At 59.4% G+C, this 20,681-nt stretch carries 22 protein-coding genes and 1 riboswitch; of the genes, 11 read left to right on the top strand and 11 right to left on the bottom strand.

Annotated elements, in window-relative coordinates:
* Positions 1 to 15 precede the first annotated feature (15 nt).
* The 4 genes from HBH25_RS06255 to HBH25_RS06240 all read right to left on the bottom strand — a co-directional run bounded on the left by HBH25_RS06255 (position 16) and on the right by HBH25_RS06240 (position 4,533).
* The gene (locus HBH25_RS06255; protein WP_168082605.1) at positions 16 to 1,458 is read right to left on the bottom strand and encodes a cryptochrome/photolyase family protein; all 1,443 of its coding nucleotides are present in this window, start codon (positions 1,456 to 1,458) and stop codon (positions 16 to 18) included.
* Positions 1,459 to 1,499: 41 nt separating this feature from the next.
* Positions 1,500 to 2,450 carry a MerR family transcriptional regulator gene (locus HBH25_RS06250; RefSeq protein WP_168082603.1) on the bottom strand — a complete coding sequence of 317 codons (951 nt, stop codon included), beginning with the start codon at positions 2,448 to 2,450 and terminating at the stop codon, positions 1,500 to 1,502.
* 3 nt (positions 2,451 to 2,453) lie between these two features.
* Positions 2,454 to 3,440, bottom strand: a complete 987-nt coding sequence (locus HBH25_RS06245; RefSeq protein ID WP_168082601.1) for a YbgA family protein — start codon at positions 3,438 to 3,440, stop codon at positions 2,454 to 2,456.
* A gap of 106 nt (positions 3,441 to 3,546) precedes the next feature.
* Complete coding sequence (locus HBH25_RS06240) at positions 3,547 to 4,533, bottom strand: NAD(P)/FAD-dependent oxidoreductase (RefSeq protein ID WP_168082599.1); 987 nt, start codon at positions 4,531 to 4,533, stop codon at positions 3,547 to 3,549.
* Positions 4,534 to 4,734: 201 nt separating this feature from the next.
* Here HBH25_RS06240 and HBH25_RS06235 point away from each other — a divergent pair, with 201 nt between their 5' ends.
* From HBH25_RS06235 to HBH25_RS06225, 3 genes are all read left to right on the top strand, one after another.
* Positions 4,735 to 5,637, top strand: a complete 903-nt coding sequence (locus tag HBH25_RS06235) for a TIGR01777 family oxidoreductase (RefSeq protein WP_168082596.1) — start codon at positions 4,735 to 4,737, stop codon at positions 5,635 to 5,637.
* Positions 5,638 to 5,650: 13 nt separating this feature from the next.
* The gene (locus tag HBH25_RS06230) at positions 5,651 to 6,679 is read left to right on the top strand and encodes a ferrochelatase (RefSeq protein WP_168082594.1); all 1,029 of its coding nucleotides are present in this window, start codon (positions 5,651 to 5,653) and stop codon (positions 6,677 to 6,679) included.
* Between the two features lie 79 nt (positions 6,680 to 6,758).
* Positions 6,759 to 8,810, top strand: a complete 2,052-nt coding sequence (locus HBH25_RS06225) for an HET-C-related protein (RefSeq protein ID WP_168082593.1) — start codon at positions 6,759 to 6,761, stop codon at positions 8,808 to 8,810.
* Between the two features lie 56 nt (positions 8,811 to 8,866).
* Here the strand turns inward: HBH25_RS06225 and HBH25_RS06220 are convergent, their stop codons facing one another.
* Both HBH25_RS06220 and upp read right to left on the bottom strand, forming a co-directional pair.
* On the bottom strand, positions 8,867 to 10,108 hold the full coding sequence (locus HBH25_RS06220) for a uracil-xanthine permease family protein (RefSeq protein WP_168082591.1): 1,242 nt from the start codon (positions 10,106 to 10,108) through the stop codon (positions 8,867 to 8,869).
* 2 nt (positions 10,109 to 10,110) lie between these two features.
* Positions 10,111 to 10,749 carry a uracil phosphoribosyltransferase gene (gene upp / locus HBH25_RS06215; RefSeq protein ID WP_168082589.1) on the bottom strand — a complete coding sequence of 213 codons (639 nt, stop codon included), beginning with the start codon at positions 10,747 to 10,749 and terminating at the stop codon, positions 10,111 to 10,113.
* A gap of 150 nt (positions 10,750 to 10,899) precedes the next feature.
* Between upp and HBH25_RS06210 the strand changes: the two genes are divergently transcribed.
* From HBH25_RS06210 to HBH25_RS06200, 3 genes are all read left to right on the top strand, one after another.
* The gene (locus HBH25_RS06210) at positions 10,900 to 11,457 is read left to right on the top strand and encodes a hypoxanthine-guanine phosphoribosyltransferase (protein WP_168082587.1); all 558 of its coding nucleotides are present in this window, start codon (positions 10,900 to 10,902) and stop codon (positions 11,455 to 11,457) included.
* A gap of 79 nt (positions 11,458 to 11,536) precedes the next feature.
* On the top strand, positions 11,537 to 12,010 hold the full coding sequence (locus tag HBH25_RS06205; RefSeq protein WP_168082585.1) for a hypothetical protein: 474 nt from the start codon (positions 11,537 to 11,539) through the stop codon (positions 12,008 to 12,010).
* A 61-nt stretch (positions 12,011 to 12,071) separates the two neighbouring features.
* Positions 12,072 to 12,362, top strand: coding sequence for a PA4642 family protein (locus HBH25_RS06200; RefSeq protein ID WP_168082583.1), 291 nt, complete (start codon positions 12,072 to 12,074; stop codon positions 12,360 to 12,362).
* 25 nt (positions 12,363 to 12,387) lie between these two features.
* On the opposite strand, the gene mqo is transcribed toward HBH25_RS06200, so the two are convergent.
* Positions 12,388 to 13,899, bottom strand: coding sequence for a malate dehydrogenase (quinone) (gene mqo, locus HBH25_RS06195; protein ID WP_168082581.1), 1,512 nt, complete (start codon positions 13,897 to 13,899; stop codon positions 12,388 to 12,390).
* 693 nt (positions 13,900 to 14,592) lie between these two features.
* On the opposite strand from mqo, the gene HBH25_RS06190 reads away from it, so the two are divergent.
* Positions 14,593 to 15,177, top strand: a complete 585-nt coding sequence (locus HBH25_RS06190; RefSeq protein WP_168082579.1) for a YajG family lipoprotein — start codon at positions 14,593 to 14,595, stop codon at positions 15,175 to 15,177.
* Between the two features lie 19 nt (positions 15,178 to 15,196).
* Here the strand turns inward: HBH25_RS06190 and HBH25_RS06185 are convergent, their stop codons facing one another.
* Positions 15,197 to 15,424, bottom strand: coding sequence for a hypothetical protein (locus HBH25_RS06185; protein ID WP_168082577.1), 228 nt, complete (start codon positions 15,422 to 15,424; stop codon positions 15,197 to 15,199).
* A 79-nt stretch (positions 15,425 to 15,503) separates the two neighbouring features.
* On the bottom strand, positions 15,504 to 16,673 hold the full coding sequence (locus HBH25_RS06180) for a 1-acyl-sn-glycerol-3-phosphate acyltransferase (protein WP_168082575.1): 1,170 nt from the start codon (positions 16,671 to 16,673) through the stop codon (positions 15,504 to 15,506).
* Positions 16,674 to 16,747: 74 nt separating this feature from the next.
* Between HBH25_RS06180 and HBH25_RS06175 the strand changes: the two genes are divergently transcribed.
* From HBH25_RS06175 to HBH25_RS06160, 4 genes are all read left to right on the top strand, one after another.
* Positions 16,748 to 16,930 (top strand): CPXCG motif-containing cysteine-rich protein, encoded by a 183-nt coding sequence (locus HBH25_RS06175; protein WP_168082573.1) that lies wholly within the window; start codon positions 16,748 to 16,750, stop codon positions 16,928 to 16,930.
* Entirely contained in the window at positions 16,930 to 17,190 is a 261-nt protein-coding gene (locus HBH25_RS06170) for a putative signal transducing protein (protein ID WP_168082705.1), read from the top strand. The genes HBH25_RS06175 and HBH25_RS06170 overlap by 1 nt, the downstream gene beginning before the upstream one ends.
* 15 nt (positions 17,191 to 17,205) lie before the next feature.
* The gene (locus tag HBH25_RS06165; RefSeq protein WP_168082571.1) at positions 17,206 to 17,826 is read left to right on the top strand and encodes an SOS response-associated peptidase; all 621 of its coding nucleotides are present in this window, start codon (positions 17,206 to 17,208) and stop codon (positions 17,824 to 17,826) included.
* Positions 17,827 to 17,927: 101 nt separating this feature from the next.
* The gene (locus tag HBH25_RS06160) at positions 17,928 to 18,749 is read left to right on the top strand and encodes a M48 family metallopeptidase (RefSeq protein WP_168082569.1); all 822 of its coding nucleotides are present in this window, start codon (positions 17,928 to 17,930) and stop codon (positions 18,747 to 18,749) included.
* Positions 18,750 to 18,832: 83 nt separating this feature from the next.
* On the opposite strand, the gene HBH25_RS06155 is transcribed toward HBH25_RS06160, so the two are convergent.
* Both HBH25_RS06155 and HBH25_RS06150 read right to left on the bottom strand, forming a co-directional pair.
* On the bottom strand, positions 18,833 to 19,417 hold the full coding sequence (locus HBH25_RS06155; protein WP_168082567.1) for a TMEM165/GDT1 family protein: 585 nt from the start codon (positions 19,415 to 19,417) through the stop codon (positions 18,833 to 18,835).
* Between the two features lie 88 nt (positions 19,418 to 19,505).
* A riboswitch (yybP-ykoY riboswitch) is annotated at positions 19,506 to 19,623 on the bottom strand.
* Between the two features lie 32 nt (positions 19,624 to 19,655).
* Positions 19,656 to 20,654 carry a methyltransferase gene (locus tag HBH25_RS06150; RefSeq protein WP_168082565.1) on the bottom strand — a complete coding sequence of 333 codons (999 nt, stop codon included), beginning with the start codon at positions 20,652 to 20,654 and terminating at the stop codon, positions 19,656 to 19,658.
* Between the last annotated feature and the right edge of the window lie 27 nt (positions 20,655 to 20,681).

Raw genomic sequence — 20,681 nt, 5'->3', positions numbered from 1 at the left:
GCGGTTGGCCGTAGGTTAGCCCTGCCTTGGCAGATTCTTGAAGGCTGACAGTGCTCGCCTTCGGCTTTCGCCCAGGTCCACGATGGGGGCAGGATATGCCAAGGCACCGGGGAGGGAATTGCCATGTGCCGGAGCATGCACGTGCTTAGGGCCAAGTGACTTAAGTTCCGGGACCCACGCCTTGATGAATACGCCCTGGCTATCAAACCGCGCCGATTGGCTAACAGGGTTGAACACCCTGAAGTAAGGCACTGAGTCCGTACCCGTGGACGCGCTCCACTGCCACCCCCCGTTATTGGCTGCCAACTCTCCATCGATCAAGTGCTGCATGAAGTATTGCTCGCCTAGGCGCCAATCAATCAACAGGTTTTTGCTCAGGAACATGGCGGCAATCATGCGTAAGCGGTTGTGCATCCAGCCAATGGCCTTCAGTTGGCGCATGGCGGCATCGATGATAGGGATGCCTGTACGGCCTTCCTGCCAGGCCGCGAAGTCTTCAAGCGCATTTCGCCAGGGCAACGCTTCTGTGTGCTGACGGAAAGCCCGGTGGCGAGAGACCCGGGGGTAGCCCACCAGGATGTGTTTGTAGAATTCCCGCCATAGCAATTCGCCTATCCAGGTAGTGGCGCCAACGCTGCCGCTATCCAACTCGCCTTGGTTGCTTAATAGCGCTGCAGCCAGGCATTGGCGTACCGAAAGGGCGCCTGCATTCAAGTAAGCTGACAGTTCACTGGTGCCCGGTCGCGAGGGCAGGTCCCGTGCAATGTGATAGTCGTGGATGGCCTCATCTGTAAAAGCCGCCAGCCGACGCTGAGCTTCGCCCTGCGTGGCAGGCCAGTGCTCCTGAATACGTTTGGAGGGTGTTGTAAAGCCTGTTGCCTGGCTAGGTACCGCATCACTGTGAACCTTGATCGCTGCCTGCTTGCGTGGTGTGCCACCCGTCGAAGGCGTGCCAAACCGCAGCTGCTCCAGGCAAGCGCGCTTGAACTGACCGAATACCTGATAATAATTGCCTGTTTTCGTAAGCACGGTACCGGGTGCGAACAAGCTTTGGTCGAGGTAACTGTTGAAGCTTACCCCCGCCTTTTCCAGGTAGGTGGCCGTGGCTGTATCCCGCTCCCGCTCATTGAAGCCGTACTCTTCATTGCAATGAACGCCTTGTATGCTCTGCTCTTGGCAAAGTTTGCCCAAGGCGGCTGGAACGTCATGCCAATGAGGAATCGTGCGAATCAGCAAAGGAATGTTTACCGCTGCCAACTGGCGCTCTAGAGTAGCTAATAGCCGCAACCAGAAATCCACTTTACAGCTGGCATCATCATGGGACGCCCATTGCGCGGGGCTGACCACAAACAGCGCCAAGGTAGGCCCCCGGCTGCTGGCTTCGAGCAAAGCGGTATTGTCTTCGAAGCGCAAGTCGGTGCGCAGCCAGACCAGCTGGCGCGGTGCGTCGTGAGGCATAACAGTCCTTCGGTGAGCTTACAAAAGCCTTACGGAAAAGGTCAGAGCAGGTTGCGCTGACGCAGTGCGAGTTGCGCAGCCAGAGGATCGTTGGCCAACATGACCGCACGAAGTGCTTCGTGCTCCTGCAGGGCCTGCCCGTGAATGACCACAGCAGGACCAGCCAGCAGCACTGGGCACGGGCAGTTCTCTAGCTGCCGGGCCAGTATGTCTACCTGCAAGGGACGGCTGGCATAAACGACCAATGCACGGGCAGACAGGCGTTCCACGGCTAGCATCAGCTCCCCTGCCGGCAGCGACCAATCCAGCACTTCAACCAAGCAATCAGCGCTGCTTGCAAGCCAAGCGGTTAGCCACAGTTCCGGGTCAAAAGGCACTTCGCTGTACTTGACCAGCAGCAACGGAGCACCGCTGAGTTGGCGATTGTTGTGGTACAGCCGCGTACCCAGCTTGCTCCGCAGCCATCCATAGAAGAAAGCACGCTCAAGGTTCGCACCGAACTGCTGCTGCCATCGCACGTGCAGGTCGGCCAACAAGGGAAGTAGCAAGCGTTCGCACAACGTAGTAGGCGGGTACAGTGCCATCGCCTGGTTGAACTGCTCGTCCAGGCGCCGCTCGGCCAGCCCTGCAATGGCTTGCATCAAGCTTTCCCGTAAAGGGACCCAGTCGCTGACTGTGGGGGCCTGGAGGCGCTGCTGAGGTGTATCCAGCAGCGCTTTGATCTGGCTGACCGAAACACCCCGATTCAGCCAGGTAACAACGCGCTGGATACGCTCCAAATGCGTGGGCGAATACAAGCGGTGCCCTTTTGGCGTGCGATGGGGAACGATAAGGCCATAGCGCCGCTCCCAGGCGCGCAGCGTTACAGGATTGACACCTGTCCGCCTGGATACTTCACGGATAGGCAGCCAGCCTTGAGCTATCGCGTTGTCTGGCAACACATCGCCGGCGGTGTTTTCCTCAAGATAGGAAGGTTCGGGAAGGGCTTTCATGATTCAGATCGCATTGCGAAGGCTCAATTTTTCCGGGTGCGGTTGCAGGTACACCTGTGCCGCAATGTAAGGGTGAGGATTAAGACGGAATAAATGCTTGAGTAGGGTGAGCGGTACTACCAGTGGGACGGTACCCTCACGGTACTGCGTGATAAGGCCTTGAAGCTCCTGGCGCCCAGCGGCATCGAGCACGCCATTGAGGTAACCGGCGATGTGCTGCAACACATTGGTATGCGTGCCGCGGGTCGCACACCGGCGCAGCGCTGCCATTAACTGGCTGAAGTACTGGGGAGCGACTTGTTCAACGTCCAACTGGCCCATAGCCCCTAACAAGTGGCCTAATGCCTTATATTGTTCAGGATTGTTAGCCATCAGCTGGTACTTATACCGCGCATGGAATGCCAGTAGCCGACCCTTGGTCAACCCACTTGCCAATAGGTGCTGCCAGTGGGCATAGGCGTAGACACGGACCAGAAAATTTTCTCTAAGTACGGGGTCGCACAGGCGCCCGTCCTCTTCAACGGGAAGGTCGGGGCGTGCTGCACAGAATGCTTGTGCGAACAGGCCTCGGCCTCCTTGCATTTGCGTGACGCCGTTTTCACGGTACACCTTGACACGCTCAAGGCCGCAAGATGGTGATTTGTGCATGAAGATGTAGCCAGAAATATCCCCCAGCTCAGCTGCCATCTGCTCGCCGTATCGCAGCAGCGGTGCTGTGACGTCTAAAGACGGGTTAACGCTGCCAAGGGCCTTAGGCGCCTCTGGATCACCTACAAGGCGGATGGGTTCGCGAGGCACGCCCAGGCCCACGGCCATTTCCGGGCATACAGGTGCGAAATCCACGTACTCGCCCAATACTTGGGTACAGTACCTGGAGGTCTTGTGGCCACCGTTGTAGCGAACTTCCTCCCCGACCAGGCACGCACTGATGCCAAGCTTTGGGCGAAAGCCTTCAGGCAAGGGTGGAAGGTCGGTAGAGAAATCCCGCATAGCAACCTCTAAAAATTGTACAGACTATAAAGTTTGTACAGTTAGCCGATCATAGGTTCCCTGTAAAAGAAGTCAACTAATACCCAGCTGACGATTGCCCGCTGAATCAATCCAACTGTTCGAGCAAACGGCGGGCAGCCTCCTGCCCACTCAACCAAGCACCTTCCACTCGCCCAGATAAGCACCAGTCCCCGCAAACGTAGATCCCAAAGCTCGCATCAGCCAGTACGCCCCATTCGTGGTTACCCGCCGGGCGGGCATAAAGCCAACGCTGGGCCTGCGAGAACACGGGCGCAGGTACTGAGCAATTGATCAGTTCGGCGAAAGCGCCATGCAGCCGTTCCACTACCGTAATGGCGTCAAGGTCGAGATGCTGGCGGCTCCATTCACTGGTGGCGTGTAATACCCACGTATCGGCCAGGCTGTTACGGCCTGGTTTGCTACGATCCCGTGCGAACCAATCCAGGGCACTGTCCTGCACGAAACATCCTTGCAGGCGCGTTTCCAGAGGCGTCTCAAACGCTAATGCCACAGCCCAGGTAGGGTTCATGGTCACACCCGCTACAGCGGCCGCCAGCTTAGGTACGGTTGCTAGCAACGCAGTGGCCTGGGGGGCTGGCAGAGCGCATATCACATGGCTGAACGGCCCATGGCTGGTGCCGTCGGCATCCAGTACGTGCCAATAGTCCTGGCCCCGGAACACCTCACTGACCCGACAGCGGTAGGTGGCGGGCACGTCCTGCGCCATGGCGCGTGTGATGGCGCTCATGCGAGGCGTACCTACCCAGCGCGTCTGTTCGTCAGGGGAGGGGGTCAATTGCCCGGCGCGTGCGTGGTACATCTGCGGCTGCCATTCGGCAATACAACCCTGGGCCTGCCATTGCTGCACCTGCGCTACAAAGCGGCGGTCTCGCGCTGTGAAGTATTGCGCGCCCATGTCCAGCGAACCTACCTCACTGCGCTTGCTGGCCATACGGCCGCCAGGGCCTTTGGCTTTTTCAAACAGATGAGCAGCCTTGCCTGCTTTCATCAGCGCATTGGCGGCCGACAGCCCGGCGATGCCAGCACCGATAATGGCGATGGGTACAGTCATAGTGTCCTCTTTACTGGTTTCCGTGAGCCAGGCGTTGCGTATCAAAGCCTGTACAATCGCGAAAGCGAGTATAAGTACGCGTTAGCGGTCTCTTCTCTGCATGCCCTCGATTATTCTGAGACCCGCCTTGGTCATTAGTGCCTTGTCTGAACAAAAATAGACCCATTGCGAGAGGGTCTGGTGAACAGGAGAGACGCCCCTATGCATATTCTGCTGGCAGGTGGTACCGGCTTGATCGGTACTCACGCGTGCCGTCATTGGCTTAGCCAAGGGCATCGGCTGACGGTGTGGAGCCGTCATCCCGAGCGGGTGCCTAAGCTGTGTGGCGTAGGTGTTCGAGGCATTGCCACGCTTGAAGCCCTGCAGGGCGAACCTGTGGACGCTGTGATCAACCTCGCTGGCGCACCCATTGCACAGCGCCCCTGGACTCGCCGTCGGCGCGAGGTGCTTTGGGCCAGCCGCATCACCCTCACAGAACAATTGCTGGCGTGGCTGGCCTTACAGCCACAACGGCCGCGTGTGTTGATTTCCGGCTCTGCAGTAGGCTGGTATGGCGATGGGGGCGAGCGGCAGCTGGATGAAGAGGCCTCGCCCGCCAAGGAGGATTTTGCCAGCCGGTTGTGCACCGCCTGGGAAGAAACCGCCCTGCGTGCTGAAGCCTTGGGCATGAGGGTAGTGCTGCTACGTACCGGGTTGGTACTCAGCGCCGACGGTGGAATGCTGGCTCAGTTACTCAAACCGTTCCGCCTGGGGCTGGGTGGCCCCATAGGCAATGGCCGGCAATGGATGCCGTGGGTTCACATTGCTGACCATATCGCCTCGATTGATTTCTTGTTGAACAACGAAGCCGCCAGCGGTCCTTATAATGCGTGCGCGCCTCACCCTGTGCGTAACCGTGAGTTTGCCAAGCAGTTGGGGAGGGCGCTGCACCGGCCAGCCGTCGTTCCGCTACCTGCATGTGTGCTCAAGGCGGGCCTGGGCGAAATGTCCGGGTTGCTGCTAGGTGGGCAGCGAGCTGTCCCTGCCAGGCTGCAGCGCGCCGGTTTCACTTTTAGTTTCCAGGCATTGCCAAGCGCCCTGGATGATCTGCTTCATCGCTCTTGAATCAGGACCCCGCATGACCAACCACGCATTGTTGCTTATCAACCTGGGCTCGCCGGCGTCTCCTGAAAAGGAGGCTGTGCGGCGCTACCTCAATCAGTTTCTGATGGACCCCTACGTGATCGACGTGCCCTGGCCACTGCGCCGCCTGATCGTGTCATTGGTGCTGATCAAGCGACCGGAGCAGTCCGCTCATGCGTATGCCTCTATCTGGTGGGACGAAGGCTCTCCACTGGTAGAGCTGACGCGGCGGTTGCAGGCACAGGTTGCCCCCCGCTGGTCCCATGGCCCTGTAGAGATTGCCATGCGCTACGGAGAGCCTTCAATCGACAGCGTGCTTCGGAGCCTGGCCCAGCGTGGCATGAAAACCGTTACGCTGGCCCCGCTGTATCCGCAGTTCGCCGACAGCACCATCACCACGGCGGTGGAGCGAGCACAGCAGGTGGTCAAAGAGGACAGCCTGGGCCTTGAGCTCAAGTTGCTGCCCCCGTTCTATGATCAGCCAGCCTACATTGATGCGCTTGTGGCCAGCGCACAGCCGTGGCTGGAACACGACTTTGACCACTTGTTGCTTAGCTTCCACGGGTTGCCAGAAAGCCATATCAAAAAGCTGCTGCCCAAAGGCAGCCGGCACGACCTCAGGGCCGAAGATTGCTGCCGTAATGCTTCGGCTCAGGAACGCGCGGTGTGCTACCGCGGCCAGTGCATCCACACTGCCCGAGCTTTTGCGCACCGAATGGGGCTACCCGAGGGCAAGTGGTCGGTCTCGTTCCAGTCTCGCTTGGGCAAAAACAAATGGATCGAACCCTACACTGAGCCGGTGCTCGATGCCCTGGCTGCCAAGGGTGTCAAACGCTTGTTGGTCATGTGCCCGGCGTTTGTAGCGGACTGCATCGAGACACTGGAGGAAATCGGCATTCGCGGGGCCGAGCAGTTCCGTGAGGCGGGGGGCGAGGAACTGGTGCTCGTGCCTTGCCTGAACGATAACCCGCAATGGGCCGATACATTGACCGGGCTGTGTGAGCGGTTAGCGCGACAAGCCTAAGTACAGGGTGGCTTTCCTGCTGTGACAGGGAGGGGGCACGCTTCAGCATGCAGCGTCCCTCACCCGAAAGGATGCACCCATGACTGACGAAGTGACCCCTGTACTGCAAAGCACCTATGCCTTGGACCAACTGACGCGCGTGGCGGCTGCATCGAGCGACCTGTCCTTTGCGCAAGTGATGCTTCCTGTGTTCGAAGGCAATCTACCTGTTCTGCTGTTCAAGGCATTGCGCACGGCCTTGTTGAGCGCACAGGTGGCCAATCCTACCCTGCACGTTACCCAGTTAGAGGCAGGCCTGGCTGATTACGAGTATGAAACCCGTACCCTGCGGGTGTCGCAGGCCGGCCTCGACGAAGCAGTGGCAGACCCTGAAAAGACCACGGGGCTGTTGGTTGCCATGATCGAAGCATTCGCCCACCATGTTGACAATATTTTGCGCCATGATTTTGCCGATGCATTGCCAGATCCAGAGGTGGCATTTGCAGCAGCGCCGACAGAACTAGGCACACGGTATGCCGCCAGCGTGACGTTCATGGACGCCATTCCTGAAGATGGCGTGAGTTTTGGCCATTACACCAAGGTTGACTTCGATGGCCCGCTATTGCTGAAGTTGCCAGCACTGGCGCCCATCAATAAGGCCGCAAGTGGACAGCGTGCGCGGCGAAACAAACGCTTTGCCGAAGGGCACGGCAATCCGTCGGAAGGCGAATTTGGCCATGCCTCCATAGAACGCGCCCCTCTGCTGGCAGTGGGCTTTACCGAAGAGCAGTGCGAGCGGATCTATTTTGGCAACTGGCTGCGGGATCACTCGCAACTGGTGGACCCAAAACTGGTACGGGCACCCGGCGCCCCCTGTAGCTTTCCGGCGTTATTGTCCCGGGATGCGCTTACGCGGGTAGTTGACGTACTGGCGGCCAGGGAATTTCATTCACTGGAAGCGGATGAAGCAGGCCGATCGGAGTACACCGTTACCCCGGACATACTGTTAGTCTATCGCCCACGAGAGCATATCGATAACCCGCTCAGCCTCGATAAAGATGCTATTGACCCTCGAACCATCGACCCTGATTTTGACCCGCTGATCAAGCCTGGCGACCCACTTGACGGCATTCATGCCAAATACTCCCTTCCCCTTCATTTCAAGTTCGCGATCAGTTACATGCGTCAAAAGCTAAGGGCTGCACAGGCCGAGGGCATGACGTCGGCTGGGTTTCGTTATTTTGGCGAAGCGCTTCATGTGCTTGAAGATCTGTTTGCGCATTCCAATTATGCAGAACTATGCCTGCGTAGGTTGGGGCATGCCGATATAGCGGTCTGGACTGTCCCCAAGGAGGATACGGCGCATAAGCTGCCACTGATAACCGGCGTGTTTGGCAGTACTGATGTGGTCTCAAGCGTTGCCGAGCCATTAGCCAAGGCATTGTTTCCCTTGGACGGGCTGGATTACCAAAGCATCGAACCTGGGCACCGCAGTGACACTGAAAAGATGCTGTTGATCATGCTCAAGGATATGGGTGAGCACAAAGCGCATGCAGCCTTGGAGCAAGCCTTGGAGCAGCGGGACAAGGCCGCGGAAAATTCTTTTTTCCAAGCCTTACATGGGGCCGCATGGATAGCTAAGCTACCGCTCAATGCTCTTAGCTACGCTAAAAACCTGGTGATGCAACCGTTGCTCAGGTGGGTGGGCGACAACCTGGGTTACTGGACAATGGATGCCGATCCAAACCAGGTTGCCGGGGTGCCTGCCACGCACACTCAACTTGCCAAGGACCACGCGACCCACCCCCTCCACGGGCTGACAGTGGCATTGGCACAAAGCGCGGTCGAAAGGGTAGGGCGTGCAATGTTCGAAGCCTGGCATGGAAACTCATCGCGCCGGCCTGACTACTTGGCCGCAAGCTACTTTGTACATCCTCACACCCCAAGCGTTAGCTGGTACATCCCGATTGTTGAGGAGTGGGTGAAGGCCAACCCGGACAAGTTGGCTCAGGCGGGTCAATACCTGAAGGTCCTTCAAATTCGCTTCGATGAGCTCAATGAAGCCAGGGCTCGGCTGAAAGCGTTGGGCAAGGACAATACCTACAAGATCAAGGAGTACCGCGAATTGATATGGATGCATGGCGTAGAATAATCGGCAATCGGCTAAACCCCCTGCGCGCAGCCTGCAGCTGCGCCAGGGGGTTCACTTCAGTGCATTGACTTGGGGAGCAGCAGATTCAATGCCATGGCCACTACTGCACAGAGTGCAATGCCTTTCAAACCGAAGTCACCAGGCCCCGCCCCAGTGCCTACCAGTACCCCGCCAATGCCGAATACCAGCGTTACGGACACGATCACTAGGTTGCGTGCTTCGCTGAGGTCTACCTGATGGCGGATCAAGGTATTCATGCCAACGGCCGCGATAGACCCGAACAGCAGGCACAGGATACCGCCCATGACGGGTACTGGAATGCTTTCCAGTAATGCGCCGAACTTGCCTATGAAGGCGAGGGTGATGGCAAATACCGCCGCCCAAGTCATGATTTTCGGGTTGTAGTTCTTGGTCAGCATCACGGCGCCGGTCACTTCGGCATAGGTTGTATTGGGCGGCCCGCCGAACAAACCGGCCGCCGTGGTTGCAATACCGTCACCCAGCAATGTGCGGTGCAGCCCAGGGGTGCGCAGGTAGTCGCGCCCCGTCACGCTGCCTACCGCAATCACGCCGCCAATGTGTTCGATGGCAGGTGCCAGCGCCACAGGCACGATAAACAGGATGGCCTGAAGGTTGAAAGCCGGCGCAGTGAAATGCGGCAGCGCCAGCCAAGGGGCGGCGGCGATACGCGTGGTATCGACCACTCCAAACCAAAGGGCTAGGGAAAACCCTACGATCACACCCGCCAGAATAGGCACCAGGCGGAAAATCCCTTTGCCGAACACCGCCACAACCAGCGTGGTCAGCAGGGCTGGCATGGAAATCAGCATGGCGATGCGGTACGGGATCAGTTCCGCCCCGTCGCCGCTCTTGCCCATAGCCATGTTGGCCGCGATCGGCGCCATGGCCAGGCCAATGGCAATGATCACAGGGCCTATCACCACAGGTGGCAGCAACCGGTCGATAAAACCCGTGCCTTTGACTTTTACGGCCAGCCCTAGAAAGGTGTACACAAACCCGGCCGCCATGACGCCGCCCATGGTAGCGGCCACCCCGAACTGCCCCTTGGCCAGAATGATAGGTGTGATAAACGCGAAGCTTGATGCCAAAAACACCGGCACCTGCCGGCCCGTCACCACTTGGAACAGCAGGGTACCCAGCCCGGCGGTGAACAAGGCAACGTTAGGGTCCAGCCCGGTGATCAGCGGCATCAGTACCAGTGCGCCAAACGCCACGAACAGCATTTGCGCGCCGCTGATCACCTGTCGCCAGAGCGGGTCCTTGAACTCGTCCTGCATGTTCAGGCGTCCTTCTGCTTGGTGCCGAAGATCTTGTCGCCCGCATCGCCTAGGCCGGGAATGATGTAGCCATGCTCGTTCAGCCGCTCATCGATCGAAGCGGTATAGATCTGCACATCAGGATGGGCCTGCTCAACGGCTGCAATGCCCTCGGGTGCCGCCACCAGCACCATGGCGCGAATGTCTCGGCACCCGGCCTTTTTCAACAGGTCGATGGTCGCCACCATGGAGCTGCCTGTGGCCAGCATTGGGTCGATGATCATGGCCAGGCGAGCCTCGATGCCTGTGACCAGTTTTTCCAGGTAGGTGTGGGCTTCCAGGGTTTCCTCGTTGCGGGCAACCCCAACCGCACTGACCTTGGCCCCAGGAATCAGGCTGAGCACGCCGTCCAGCATGCCAATGCCGGCCCGAAGAATCGGCACCACGGTGATTTTCTTGCCCGCGATCTTTTCAACCTGGACAGGGCCGCACCACCCCTCGATTTCGTAGGTTTCCAGCGGCAGGTCCTTGGTGGCCTCGTAGGTCAGCAAGGCGGCGACTTCTTGGGCAAGCTCCCGAAAGTTCTTCGTACTGATATCAGCACGGCGCATCAAGCCCAGCTTGTGGCGGATTAACGGGTGGCGGATTTCGCGAGTGGGCATGGGAAAATGTCTCCGGAGCGGTCAGAAAAATGCGCGGTAGAGTAATCTATCCACCGCCTGCTGTCTGGACGTTAGTCCAGAAACGCTTGATTCGTTCCGTCCGGGTGCGTACCTTTGCCGCCTTTTACCCGCAGCCCCCTGGAGAGCGCCATGCCCGCTGATCTCGAACATATCCGTCAAGTGATGCGCGAGGCCGATTGCCTGTACACCGAAGCCGAGCTCGAAGCTGCAATCGCACGCGTGGGCAAGGAGGTCTGCGCAACGCTGGCTGATCGTAACCCTGTCGTGTTCTGTGTGATGAACGGCGGCCTGATTTTCGCGGGCAAGCTGCTTACCCACCTGAATTTCCCGCTCGAAGCCAGCTACCTGCACGCCACCCGTTACCGTAATGAAACCCGTGGTGGTGACCTGTTCTGGAAGGCCAAGCCAGAGATTTCGTTTATTGATCGCGATGTACTGATCATCGACGACATCCTGGACGAAGGGCATACCCTTAGCGCAATCATGGACTTCTGCCATCATGCAGGCGCTTCGGCTGTTCATACGGCGGTATTGATCGACAAGCAGCACGATCGCAAGGCCAGCCCGGACCTGAAAGCGGACTTTGTAGGCCTGCCCTGTATCGACCGGTTCATTTTCGGTTATGGCATGGACTACAAGGGTTACTGGCGCAACGCTGCCGGCATCTATGCTGTGAAGGGCCTATAGCCCTTACCGCAGCGAGCTGTACAGCCGGTTGTTTTACCGGCGATGGTGTACAGTGGCAGGCCCGGTTCCGGAGCCTGCCATGCGCCTTGTATTCCCTGCTGTGATCCTGCTTGCCTGCGCGCTACCCTTGGCCGCCGACCCTATGCACAGCCAGTACCTTCCGCCTGATGAACAGGGGCTCCGCGCCGAGGCACCGGAACAACAGCAGTTGTTCCAGGTAACGGAATTTTCCGTGGTGGCCGGCAACCAGCGGTTGTCCAACCAACAGCCTATTCCTGTCACCGCCCCTGTTACTCTGAGGCTCAAGGGCAAGCCGTTGGTCAAAGGCGGCACCCTCACTCAGGTCATCGTCAGCTTCGACGCTGAAAGCAAAAGCCTGAAACGTCCAACCCTGGACGAAAACAGCCACACGCTCCTGCTGGCCTACCCGTTGGCCCAGTACCGGGTGCTGATGGACATGCTGCGAAACGATCAGGTCTACGTGCAGTTCCTGGCCTACCCCAACGGCCATGTATGGGCTGACTTGCACACAGGCAGCGTGAAGGCGCGTTGAGTGCTGGCGACGGCGCAGAGTAAACTGCCGTACTAGGGTTATCCACAAGGTGAAAAACGCAATGCGCAAAGACAAGAAACAGGTGATCGGCGATGAGATTGCGGATGAGCAGATCAAGCTGTTCCTGGCAGTAGAGCCTGCTGATGACACGCCGCCAGCCCTGCACAAGCTGGTAAAAGCCTACCGCGGCTTGCGCGTGGATGACTTCGAGCGGTTCGTAGGATTTTTCGTTGAAGCCGGTTATGACCTGAGTGCTAAAGATGCGCAAGGTCAGGACTTCGTTGCGCTGATCCAGGATCAGCGCAACGCAGAGGATTACATCGACATCGTGCGCAGGGCCGCCAACGCCTGACGGCCTGTAGGGTGATGCGCCTGTTTCAGGCGTAGCGCTCGCCGCCGGTTGGCCCGGCAGGTACCAGCTCCAGCTGTGCGTTGCTGCGATCGAATACCTCGCGGTACAGCCCAGCGTCAGTGGCCAGCGCTTTTTCGCGCGCCGGGAACATGGCCTGAAGCTTTGCCGTCCAAGCGGGCGAACGGTATTGCTCAGGGAAGCAGCGCTCAATCAGTTCAAGCATGATCGATACTGTCACCGAAGCACCCGGCGAAGCACCTAGCAAGGCCGCTAGCGAACCATCCTTGGCGGAGACCAGCTCAGTGCCGAACTGCAGCACGCCGCCTTTTTTCGGGTCCTTCTTAATGATCTGCACACGTTGCCCGGCCACTTCCAGGCGCCAGTCCTCAGCCCTGGCCTGGGGATAGAAGCGGCGCAGAGACTCCAGGCGCTGCTCCATGGACTGCCTTACTTCACTGACCAGGTACCGGGTGAGGTCCATGTTGTCGCGGGCCACTGCCAGCATCGGGCCAATGTTCCCTACGCGTACCGACAAAGGCAGGTCCAGCAGTGAGCCATGCTTGAGGAACTTGGTGGTAAAGCCTGCATAAGGCCCAAACAGCAAGGACTTTTTCCCGTCTACGACGCGGGTGTCTAGGTGGGGCACCGACATGGGCGGTGAGCCTACAGCTGCTTGGCTGTACACCTTGGCCTGGTGCCGGTTGACGATGTCGGGGTTATCGCAGCGCAGCCATTGCCCGCTGACCGGGAAGCCCCCAAACCCTTTGCTTTCTTCGATACCGGACATTTGCAGCAACGGTAGGGCCGCACCCCCTGCGCCAAGAAACACGAAACGCGCTTCCAGCTGGCGAGTGTGGCCGCTGCGCACATCCTTCACATCGACAGTCCAGCCTCCGGCGTGACGAGCAAGCCCGGTAACCTTGCTGGCGTACCTGACCTGAGCCTCGGCTGTAGTAGCCAGGTACCCCAGCAGCAGGTTGGTCAGTGCACCAAAGTTCACGTCTGTACCTTTGGCGACGCGAGTAGCCGCCAGCCGCTCGGTGGCAGGGCGCCCATCCATCATCAGGGGCATCCACTCCACAAGCTTGGCGTGGTCCTCGGTGTATTCCATGTCTGCAAAGGCATGGTGCGGCTTGAGGCTCTCAAAACGCTTCTTCAAAAAGCCTATGCCACCTTCAGCTACATAGCTCAGGTGCGGCACCGGGCTGATGAACGCCTTGGGTGAAGCAATAGCGCCTTTGGCTGCGAGGTAGGCCCAGAACTGTTTGGAGACCTCGAACTGGGTATTGATCTGCACGGCTTTTTTGATATCGATCGAGCCGTCTGCCGCCTGTGGTGTGTAATTGAGCTCGCACAACCCTGCATGCCCGGTACCTGCGTTGTTCCAAGGGTTGGAACTCTCCGCAGCGCCCGAATCCATTGCCTCGACCACTTCGACCCGCAATGAAGGGTCAAGCTCCTTGAGCAGTACCGCCAAGGTAGCGCTCATGATGCCGGCCCCAACCAGGACCACGTCGACTGCTTCGTTCTGCGTCATTAACGCATCTCCAAAATCTTCTGCATCAAATAGACAGCCAGGGCTCCGGGTTGCTCCGCACGACCTGCACACAGGCCGCAAACAAGCATGACTGGATCGCCGAGGCCGATTTTTCTGCGCTCACGCCGCTGTCAGCCACCAGGCCTGCATTGCCTCCATGAACGCATGTGTGCGGCCGCAGGGCAATAGACCAATAGTCGAGAGCAGGGCAGTGAGAGAGGGTCACCGGCAGTGAAGGCTCCGATGCAATGACTGGAACGGGGGCATTAGGGCTGTGCTTGCTGACGCAATGTTGTTCATTATTTGCTCGCCACACTCTCGTGAAGTTGTGAAAACCGGTGTTTTTCACGCTCTTTTGGAGTCGTAAACCTCAAAGCAAGGTCCGCCGCAGTTGAAGGTGGCGAAGCCCGAGGGCCAACCCTAGGCGTACAGGCACGCCCTATTGCTGACCCGAGTGGAGGCCTCTCTGTGGGGCGCGGCTGGAGGCGCACGATGTGCACGAAGGCGGCAGGGCCCGATCAGGAGACATCCTTATAATCGGGGCAAGATTATAACGGCCAAACGGAATAAAATGCGCCTGGAACCGGCAATTCTTGCGCGATGTCCGAACAGCATTGCATGTCCGCCCGCGTGGTGAGCCGCTAGGGGCGTTCAGATATACTGCCGCCTCGTCTTTATTCTGGAGAGCTTCGCATGTTGCCACGCCTGTTGTTCGGTTTGATCGCCGCGTCTGCCCTGGCCCTGACGGGCTGCGCCAACAGCCCTCAGCAACTCAACCCGCAGCCGAAAATCACTGAGCAGCTGGCGCCTGTGGGCCATGGCCAGCCTGTCGTGGTCCGCGTTGTCGATGGTCGCCCTTCGCCCACATTAGGCACCCGTGGTGGGCTGTACCCGGAAACCAGCGCTGTTTCGGTCAATGGCGCTGATGTGCTACCCAAGCTTCAGGCGCAGGCGGAAGCGGCCGTACGCCTGCTTGGCTTTACCCCCAGCGCCGGTGCGTATAACGCCCCTCAGCTCACCATTACCCTGGCAGACCTGAAGTACCAGACCCCAAAGGACAAGGTGTACGCCACTGAAGCCACCATCAGTGCAACCTTCCGCGCCGATGTGCAGAACAGCAGTGGGCGCTATAGCGGGCGTTACAGTGCGTCTCTGGACCAGCGTTTCGGCATGGCGCCTAACCAGGAGACCAATACCAAGCTGGTCAGCGACGTACTCAGCGATTCGCTGACACGTTTGTTCAAGGATGCAACCATTGGGCAGAAACTGGGCCAATAACCCAGGCGGCCCAACACGGTCATGCTCCCGAGTGCTGCGCCAGCGGCAGTTCGATGGGCCAGTCCAGTAGGCTGATGCCAGTGGCCGGGTCCGTATCCGGCCATTGGACATGCTGGTGCCCACCCAAGGCGCAATACACCAGCCAACCGTGATCCTGCACATTCACCGCCAGCCCGCCAACCAGGGCCTCCTGGTCTTCGCTGGGGGTGATGAGGTAAAGGCGATCCTGATTGTGAGCATGTAGCATGCGGGCTCCGTCGAACTGTGCAGGGAAGTGGGCGCACAGCCTGACGGGCTCGGATGACGACTGTATGACAACTGCCGAGTTACAGGTCCAGCGGTAGCCCGGCCTTTATCCGGTACTGGTTGCGCACAGGGCATGCATACTGGGCAATCAGCCACGGGCGGTGTTCTTCAGGGCAGGCTTGCAACCGTCGATGCCACTCGGTTTGAGCCTTGTCCAGTTCATCAGAGCCAAAAAGCCGCGCGGCCGCAGGCACGTTCAGGCTAGCGTCGGCGCCGTCCCATTGTGCATAGGCCAGGTAATGCACGGGAAACAAGCGGTACCCAGCCAGTACGCAGCGGTCGATCTCGGCAGCCAACTGCCGTGGGTCGTCGAACCCTTCCGTCAACGGCGGGGTGAAGTTGATATGTACCCGCCCCTTGTAGCCGGTGATGCCCAAAGCGATGCTGACATCGTCTTCCCCTGCCGCCTTCACATATTCCCCGGTGGTTGCCCGGATATACAACTCACGCGCCTTGGCCAGGTCACAGGGATCGTATTCGTAGCTGATGGAGACAGGCGTGAGGTTGAGCGACCGGATGACCTCGGCGAAGGGCTCGTCTTTGCGGCTCATGTGGAACATTTTGAGGATGGCCGAATCGGTACGGTCGTCGCCGTCTTTGGCACGGCCCTCGGCCTGGGCAATCCATACCGATTGGCAGTCGTTACGGATGGAGTGGTTGATGTACGCAGACAACAACTGGTAAGCGGCAAGCTTCTCTCGCCGGCCGGTGATGTTGCGGTACACGATAAAGCTTTTGTTCAGGCGCATCAGGTCGCTGACAAAGGGCTTTTGCAGCAGGTTGTCGCCAATGGCAATGCGGGGTGTAGGCAGGCCTGCATGGTACACGGCATAGTTGACGAAGGCCGGGTCCATCACGATATCCCGGTGGTTGGCCAATAGCAGATAGGCCGTACCACGGCGCAGTTGCTCGACGCCGGTATAGGTCACGCCGTCAGTGGCGCGCTCGATCGTGTGGTCCACATAGACTTCAATCTTGTCCTGGAGGGCCGACACGCTTTCGATGCCCGCGAATTCGCTACGCAGCTTGCGGGCGATCAAAGGCCGCAGTGCCCAGCCCAGCGGCCCGGCGAAGCGCGGGAAGCGAAAGCGGGTAAGAATGTCGAGGAAAGCCGGGTCTGCCAGCAAGCGTTTGAGAACGGCCTCGACCTCGGAATCATCGTAGGGCCGGATGGTATCGAATTCGCCCATATGCTCTCTTGTTGGAAACGGCTAGGGTTATAAACAGACGCTGTATTATACGCATAACTTGTAGAGGTGGCCCGATGCTGGAGACCGAGCGTTACCAATGCCCTTGCTGCGGCGAGCCGGTGGAAGCCGTACTCGACCTGTCTGGCGGTGACCAGCACTATATAGAGGATTGCCCTGTGTGCTGCAGGCCGCTGATTTTCAGCCTGCACACCAACGGCACCGAATGGTCGCTGGATGTGCGCAGTGAGAACGAATGATGCGTCGCGTCTATGAGCCAGAGAGTCTGCTGGAGGCCGAGCTGCTGATCAGTATGCTAGGTAGCGAAGGCATCGCTGCGCACTTGAGTGGCCGTCATCTGTTGGGTGGGGTAGGGGAGTTGCCTGCACTGGGGCTGCTGGCGCTGTTGATCGAGGATGCACAGGCAGAACGGGCACGTGCCCTGATCGATGCGTACAATGCTGCTTCTGTGCTGCCGGCCGACGCGCCGGACAGCTACCCTGGCAGTTTGCTGTGTTGAGCTGGAGCCTTCTCCATGTGTGGTCGTTATGCATTGTTCCGTTGGGCACCGGCCTTCGCGGCGTTGCCAGGCTTTCCCCCCGGGCACCATGCGCAATGGAACATATCGCCCGGCCAGCGGGTACTGATTGAGCGCCAGGGCAGCGAAGGTCGCCAGCTTGATATGGCACGCTGGGGGCTTACCCCACCCTGGCTCACCGACCTGTCCCGTACGCCCGCCCATGCCCGCGCCGAAACCCTGGTGGAACAGCCAATGTTCAAGGGCGCGTTCGCGGCTCGTCGCTGCCTTGTTCCAGCCAACGGGTTCTACGAATGGCGTGGGGATGTACGCAAGCGCCCTTACTGGCTCACACCGGCGCAGGGGTCGTTTTTGTACTTCGCGGCTATCTGGGAGGCGTTCCCTGTGCAGGAGCAGGTATGGTTGAGCATGGCGATTGTGACCCAGGCCGCCGCCAGCCAACGCCGCCCGCTAATGCTCGATGCCGCAGGGCAGGCCGCCTGGCTCAACCTTGAAACACCTCTGCCGGTGCTGCATTCGCTGCTGGCCCAGCCCCCTGCCGCGTTGATGGAGCGCCCCTTGGCACACCTGGTGAACGACCCCGCGCTCAATGCGCCGGAGTGCCTTACGCCCGCGTGAGCTGCCAGTTCAGGCTCAGCGACAAGGTTGGCCGCGCCCTTGTGTCCGGCTCGATACAGAACTGCTAGCATTGCTGGCCTGCCCCCTACAGGAAGCCTCCAATGCGTAAGCCGTTTGCCACTTTGGCCTTGAGCAGCACCCTGCTGCTAGGTGCATGCCAAGCCGTCAACACCACCAGCGGCGATGCCGTGGGTGTGGAGCGCAAGCAGTACATGTTCAGCATGCTGTCCACTGCGCAGGTAAACGAGATGTATGCACAGTCTTATCAGCAAACCCTGACCGAGGCGTCCAGCAAAGGCGTATTGGAAAAGAACAGCGCCGAGGCCAAGCGTGTTCAGGGTATTGCTGACCGGCTGATCGCCCAGGCGCCAAAACTTCGCCCAGACTCCGCCCAGTGGGACTGGCAGGTAAACGTGATCAAAAGCGATGAACTGAATGCCAACTGCGGCCCCGGCGGCAAGATCATCGTCTATACCGGCATTATCGATACGTTGAAGCTGACCGATGATGAGCTGGCTGCTGTAATGGGCCATGAGATTGCCCACGCTCTGCGTGAACACGGGCGCGAAGCCATGTCCAAGGCCTATGGCGTTCAGATGGCGAGAACGGGTGCGGGCGCACTGTTAGGGCTGGGGCAGGACAGCCTGGCGTTGGCCGATACCGTGGTGCAATACAGCCTTACCTTGCCCAACAGCCGCGCCAACGAAAACGAAGCCGACCTGATCGGCCTGGAGCTTGCCGCACGGGCCGGTTTCGATCCCAATGCGGCTATCACGTTGTGGAAGAAAATGTCCGCCGCCGAAGCTGGCAACGCACCGCCTGAGTTCACCAGCACTCACCCTTCCAGCGGCAACCGCATCGCCGCCCTGCAAGCTGCCATCCCCAAGGTAGAACCCCTGTACCAGGCGGCAAAGAAAGGTTGAGTAACCGCCTCATCACAGCACCCTCAGGTTCCCGGCCTGCGCCTTCGGCTACGGCCGGTCCCACAGCAGGCTATGGCTACGTGTTACACCCACCCACTCACCTTCATTGCCTCATACACCGCAAAGGCGGCCAGTACAAAGAATGACAGGGCGGCCAGTCGACGAATAAGGGCGAGTGGAAGCTTTTCGGCGGCGAAGTTGCCGGCCAGTACCACAGGAACGTTGGCTGCCAGCATGCCAAGGGTGGTCCCCAGGATCACCAACAGCAGATGTGGGTATTGGGCCGCCAGCATCACCGTTGCGACCTGGGTCTTGTCGCCGATTTCAGCCAGGAAGAACGCGATCAATGTGGTCACGAACGCACCATGTACCTTGCCGGTACGGGTTTCGTCATCATCGATCTTGTCAGGCACAAGGGTCCAGAGCGCCGTGGCGGTGAAGCTTGCCGCAAGAATCCAATGCAGCACGGTGTCGGACAAGTAGCTGCTGACCAGTGCGCCTACGGCACCGGCAGCGGCATGGTTGGCCAGGGTGGCGGCCACGATGCCAGCGATGATGGGCCAAGGCTTGCGAAAGCGCGCGGCAAGAATGAGGGCAAGCAGTTGGGTCTTGTCGCCGATTTCGGCAAGGGCCACTACACCGGTGGGGACAAGCAAGGATTCGAGCATCAGGCTTCCTACAGGGGCGGGTCAACACGGCTATGACACGTACAACCTTCCCGCCCCGGGTCAGGTGAACGTGTCATAGGTCTTGTCAAACCGGCCGGTGCCGCAAGTGAGCACGGGGGTCGCAGCGCCATGGCCTGAGGGCCAAGTATGTTGACGCATGCCAGTGAGCATGAGCTCGCGGAGACTACTCCCCTAGGACGGAGCGGATTCTGCCTTCGTTGACGGCTGTTCGCAAGCCTTACCGCACGGCCCGATACACTTTGAAGCCATTACCCTCTGCCATCACTGTGCAATCGCTCAGGTGAGCTTCGATCAGAGGCTGGTAACGCAGGAAGCTATTGGCCACCAAGCGAATTTCGCCCCCCTGAGCCAGATGCTGCACAGCGCGTTCGAGTAATGCCTGGCTGGCCCTGTAGTCGGTGTGCACACCGGTATGGAAGGGCGGGTTGCTGATGATAGCGCTCAGGCCGTGGGGGGCTGCGTCAATGCCATCGGCACAGATCAGTTGTCCCTCCAGCCCATTGGCCGCCAGTGTCAGCTTGGCACTTTCAATGGCGAAAGCGTCCACATCCAGTAACGTGACAGTGGCCTGTGGGTAGCGCTGCTTGATCACAGCCCCCAGGATGCCGGCACCACAGCCGAAATCCAACACGTGAGCGGGTTTGAGGTTGTGCAGGTGGTCCAGCAGCAAGCGCGTGCCACGGTCCAGCCGGCCGTGGCTGAAGACGCCAGGCAGGCTGACCACTTCAAGCGACGTCGTACCGTCCACCTCCAGGGTGAAGCGCTGGGCAAGGCTGTGCAGGTCGGGCTTGGCTTGTGCCTGCTCAACATCAACCTGCCATAGTTGACAGTGGCGTGCGCTGTCCAACTTGCGTGCGCGCCCGAATGCGCCTAGCTGGCGTGCCGCGCCTTCAATGCCGCCGCGCTTTTCACCCACGAGAAACAAGGTGCGCCCTTCCAGCCCGCTGGCCAAGGTATTCAACACATAGGCGCTGAGCTCGCGGGCTTTGGGCAGGAACAGCACGGCAGCACTGAAGTCGCCTTCAGGTGGATGAACACCGAAACCTGTGCGTTCACCGTAACGGGTGGCTAGGCCGGCATGGTCGGCGGCATTCCAGCTCCAGCCTGTGGCATGGGGTAATTTATCGAGCAGGCCGTCAGCCGGCAGGCCAGCCAGCAACACACGGCCTTCGAACAGATGGGCCTGGCGAAGCAGCACTTCACTGCGCGGGTCCATGGCGTACTCCTGAGTAAAGACGCCGAG

Origin of the sequence: Pseudomonas quercus, from assembly GCF_012033695.1 — a bacterium.
Taxonomy (GTDB): domain Bacteria; phylum Pseudomonadota; class Gammaproteobacteria; order Pseudomonadales; family Pseudomonadaceae; genus Aquipseudomonas; species Aquipseudomonas quercus.
Note: the sequence above shows the minus strand (reverse complement) of the source record. Positions and strands in the feature narration are given on the sequence as shown.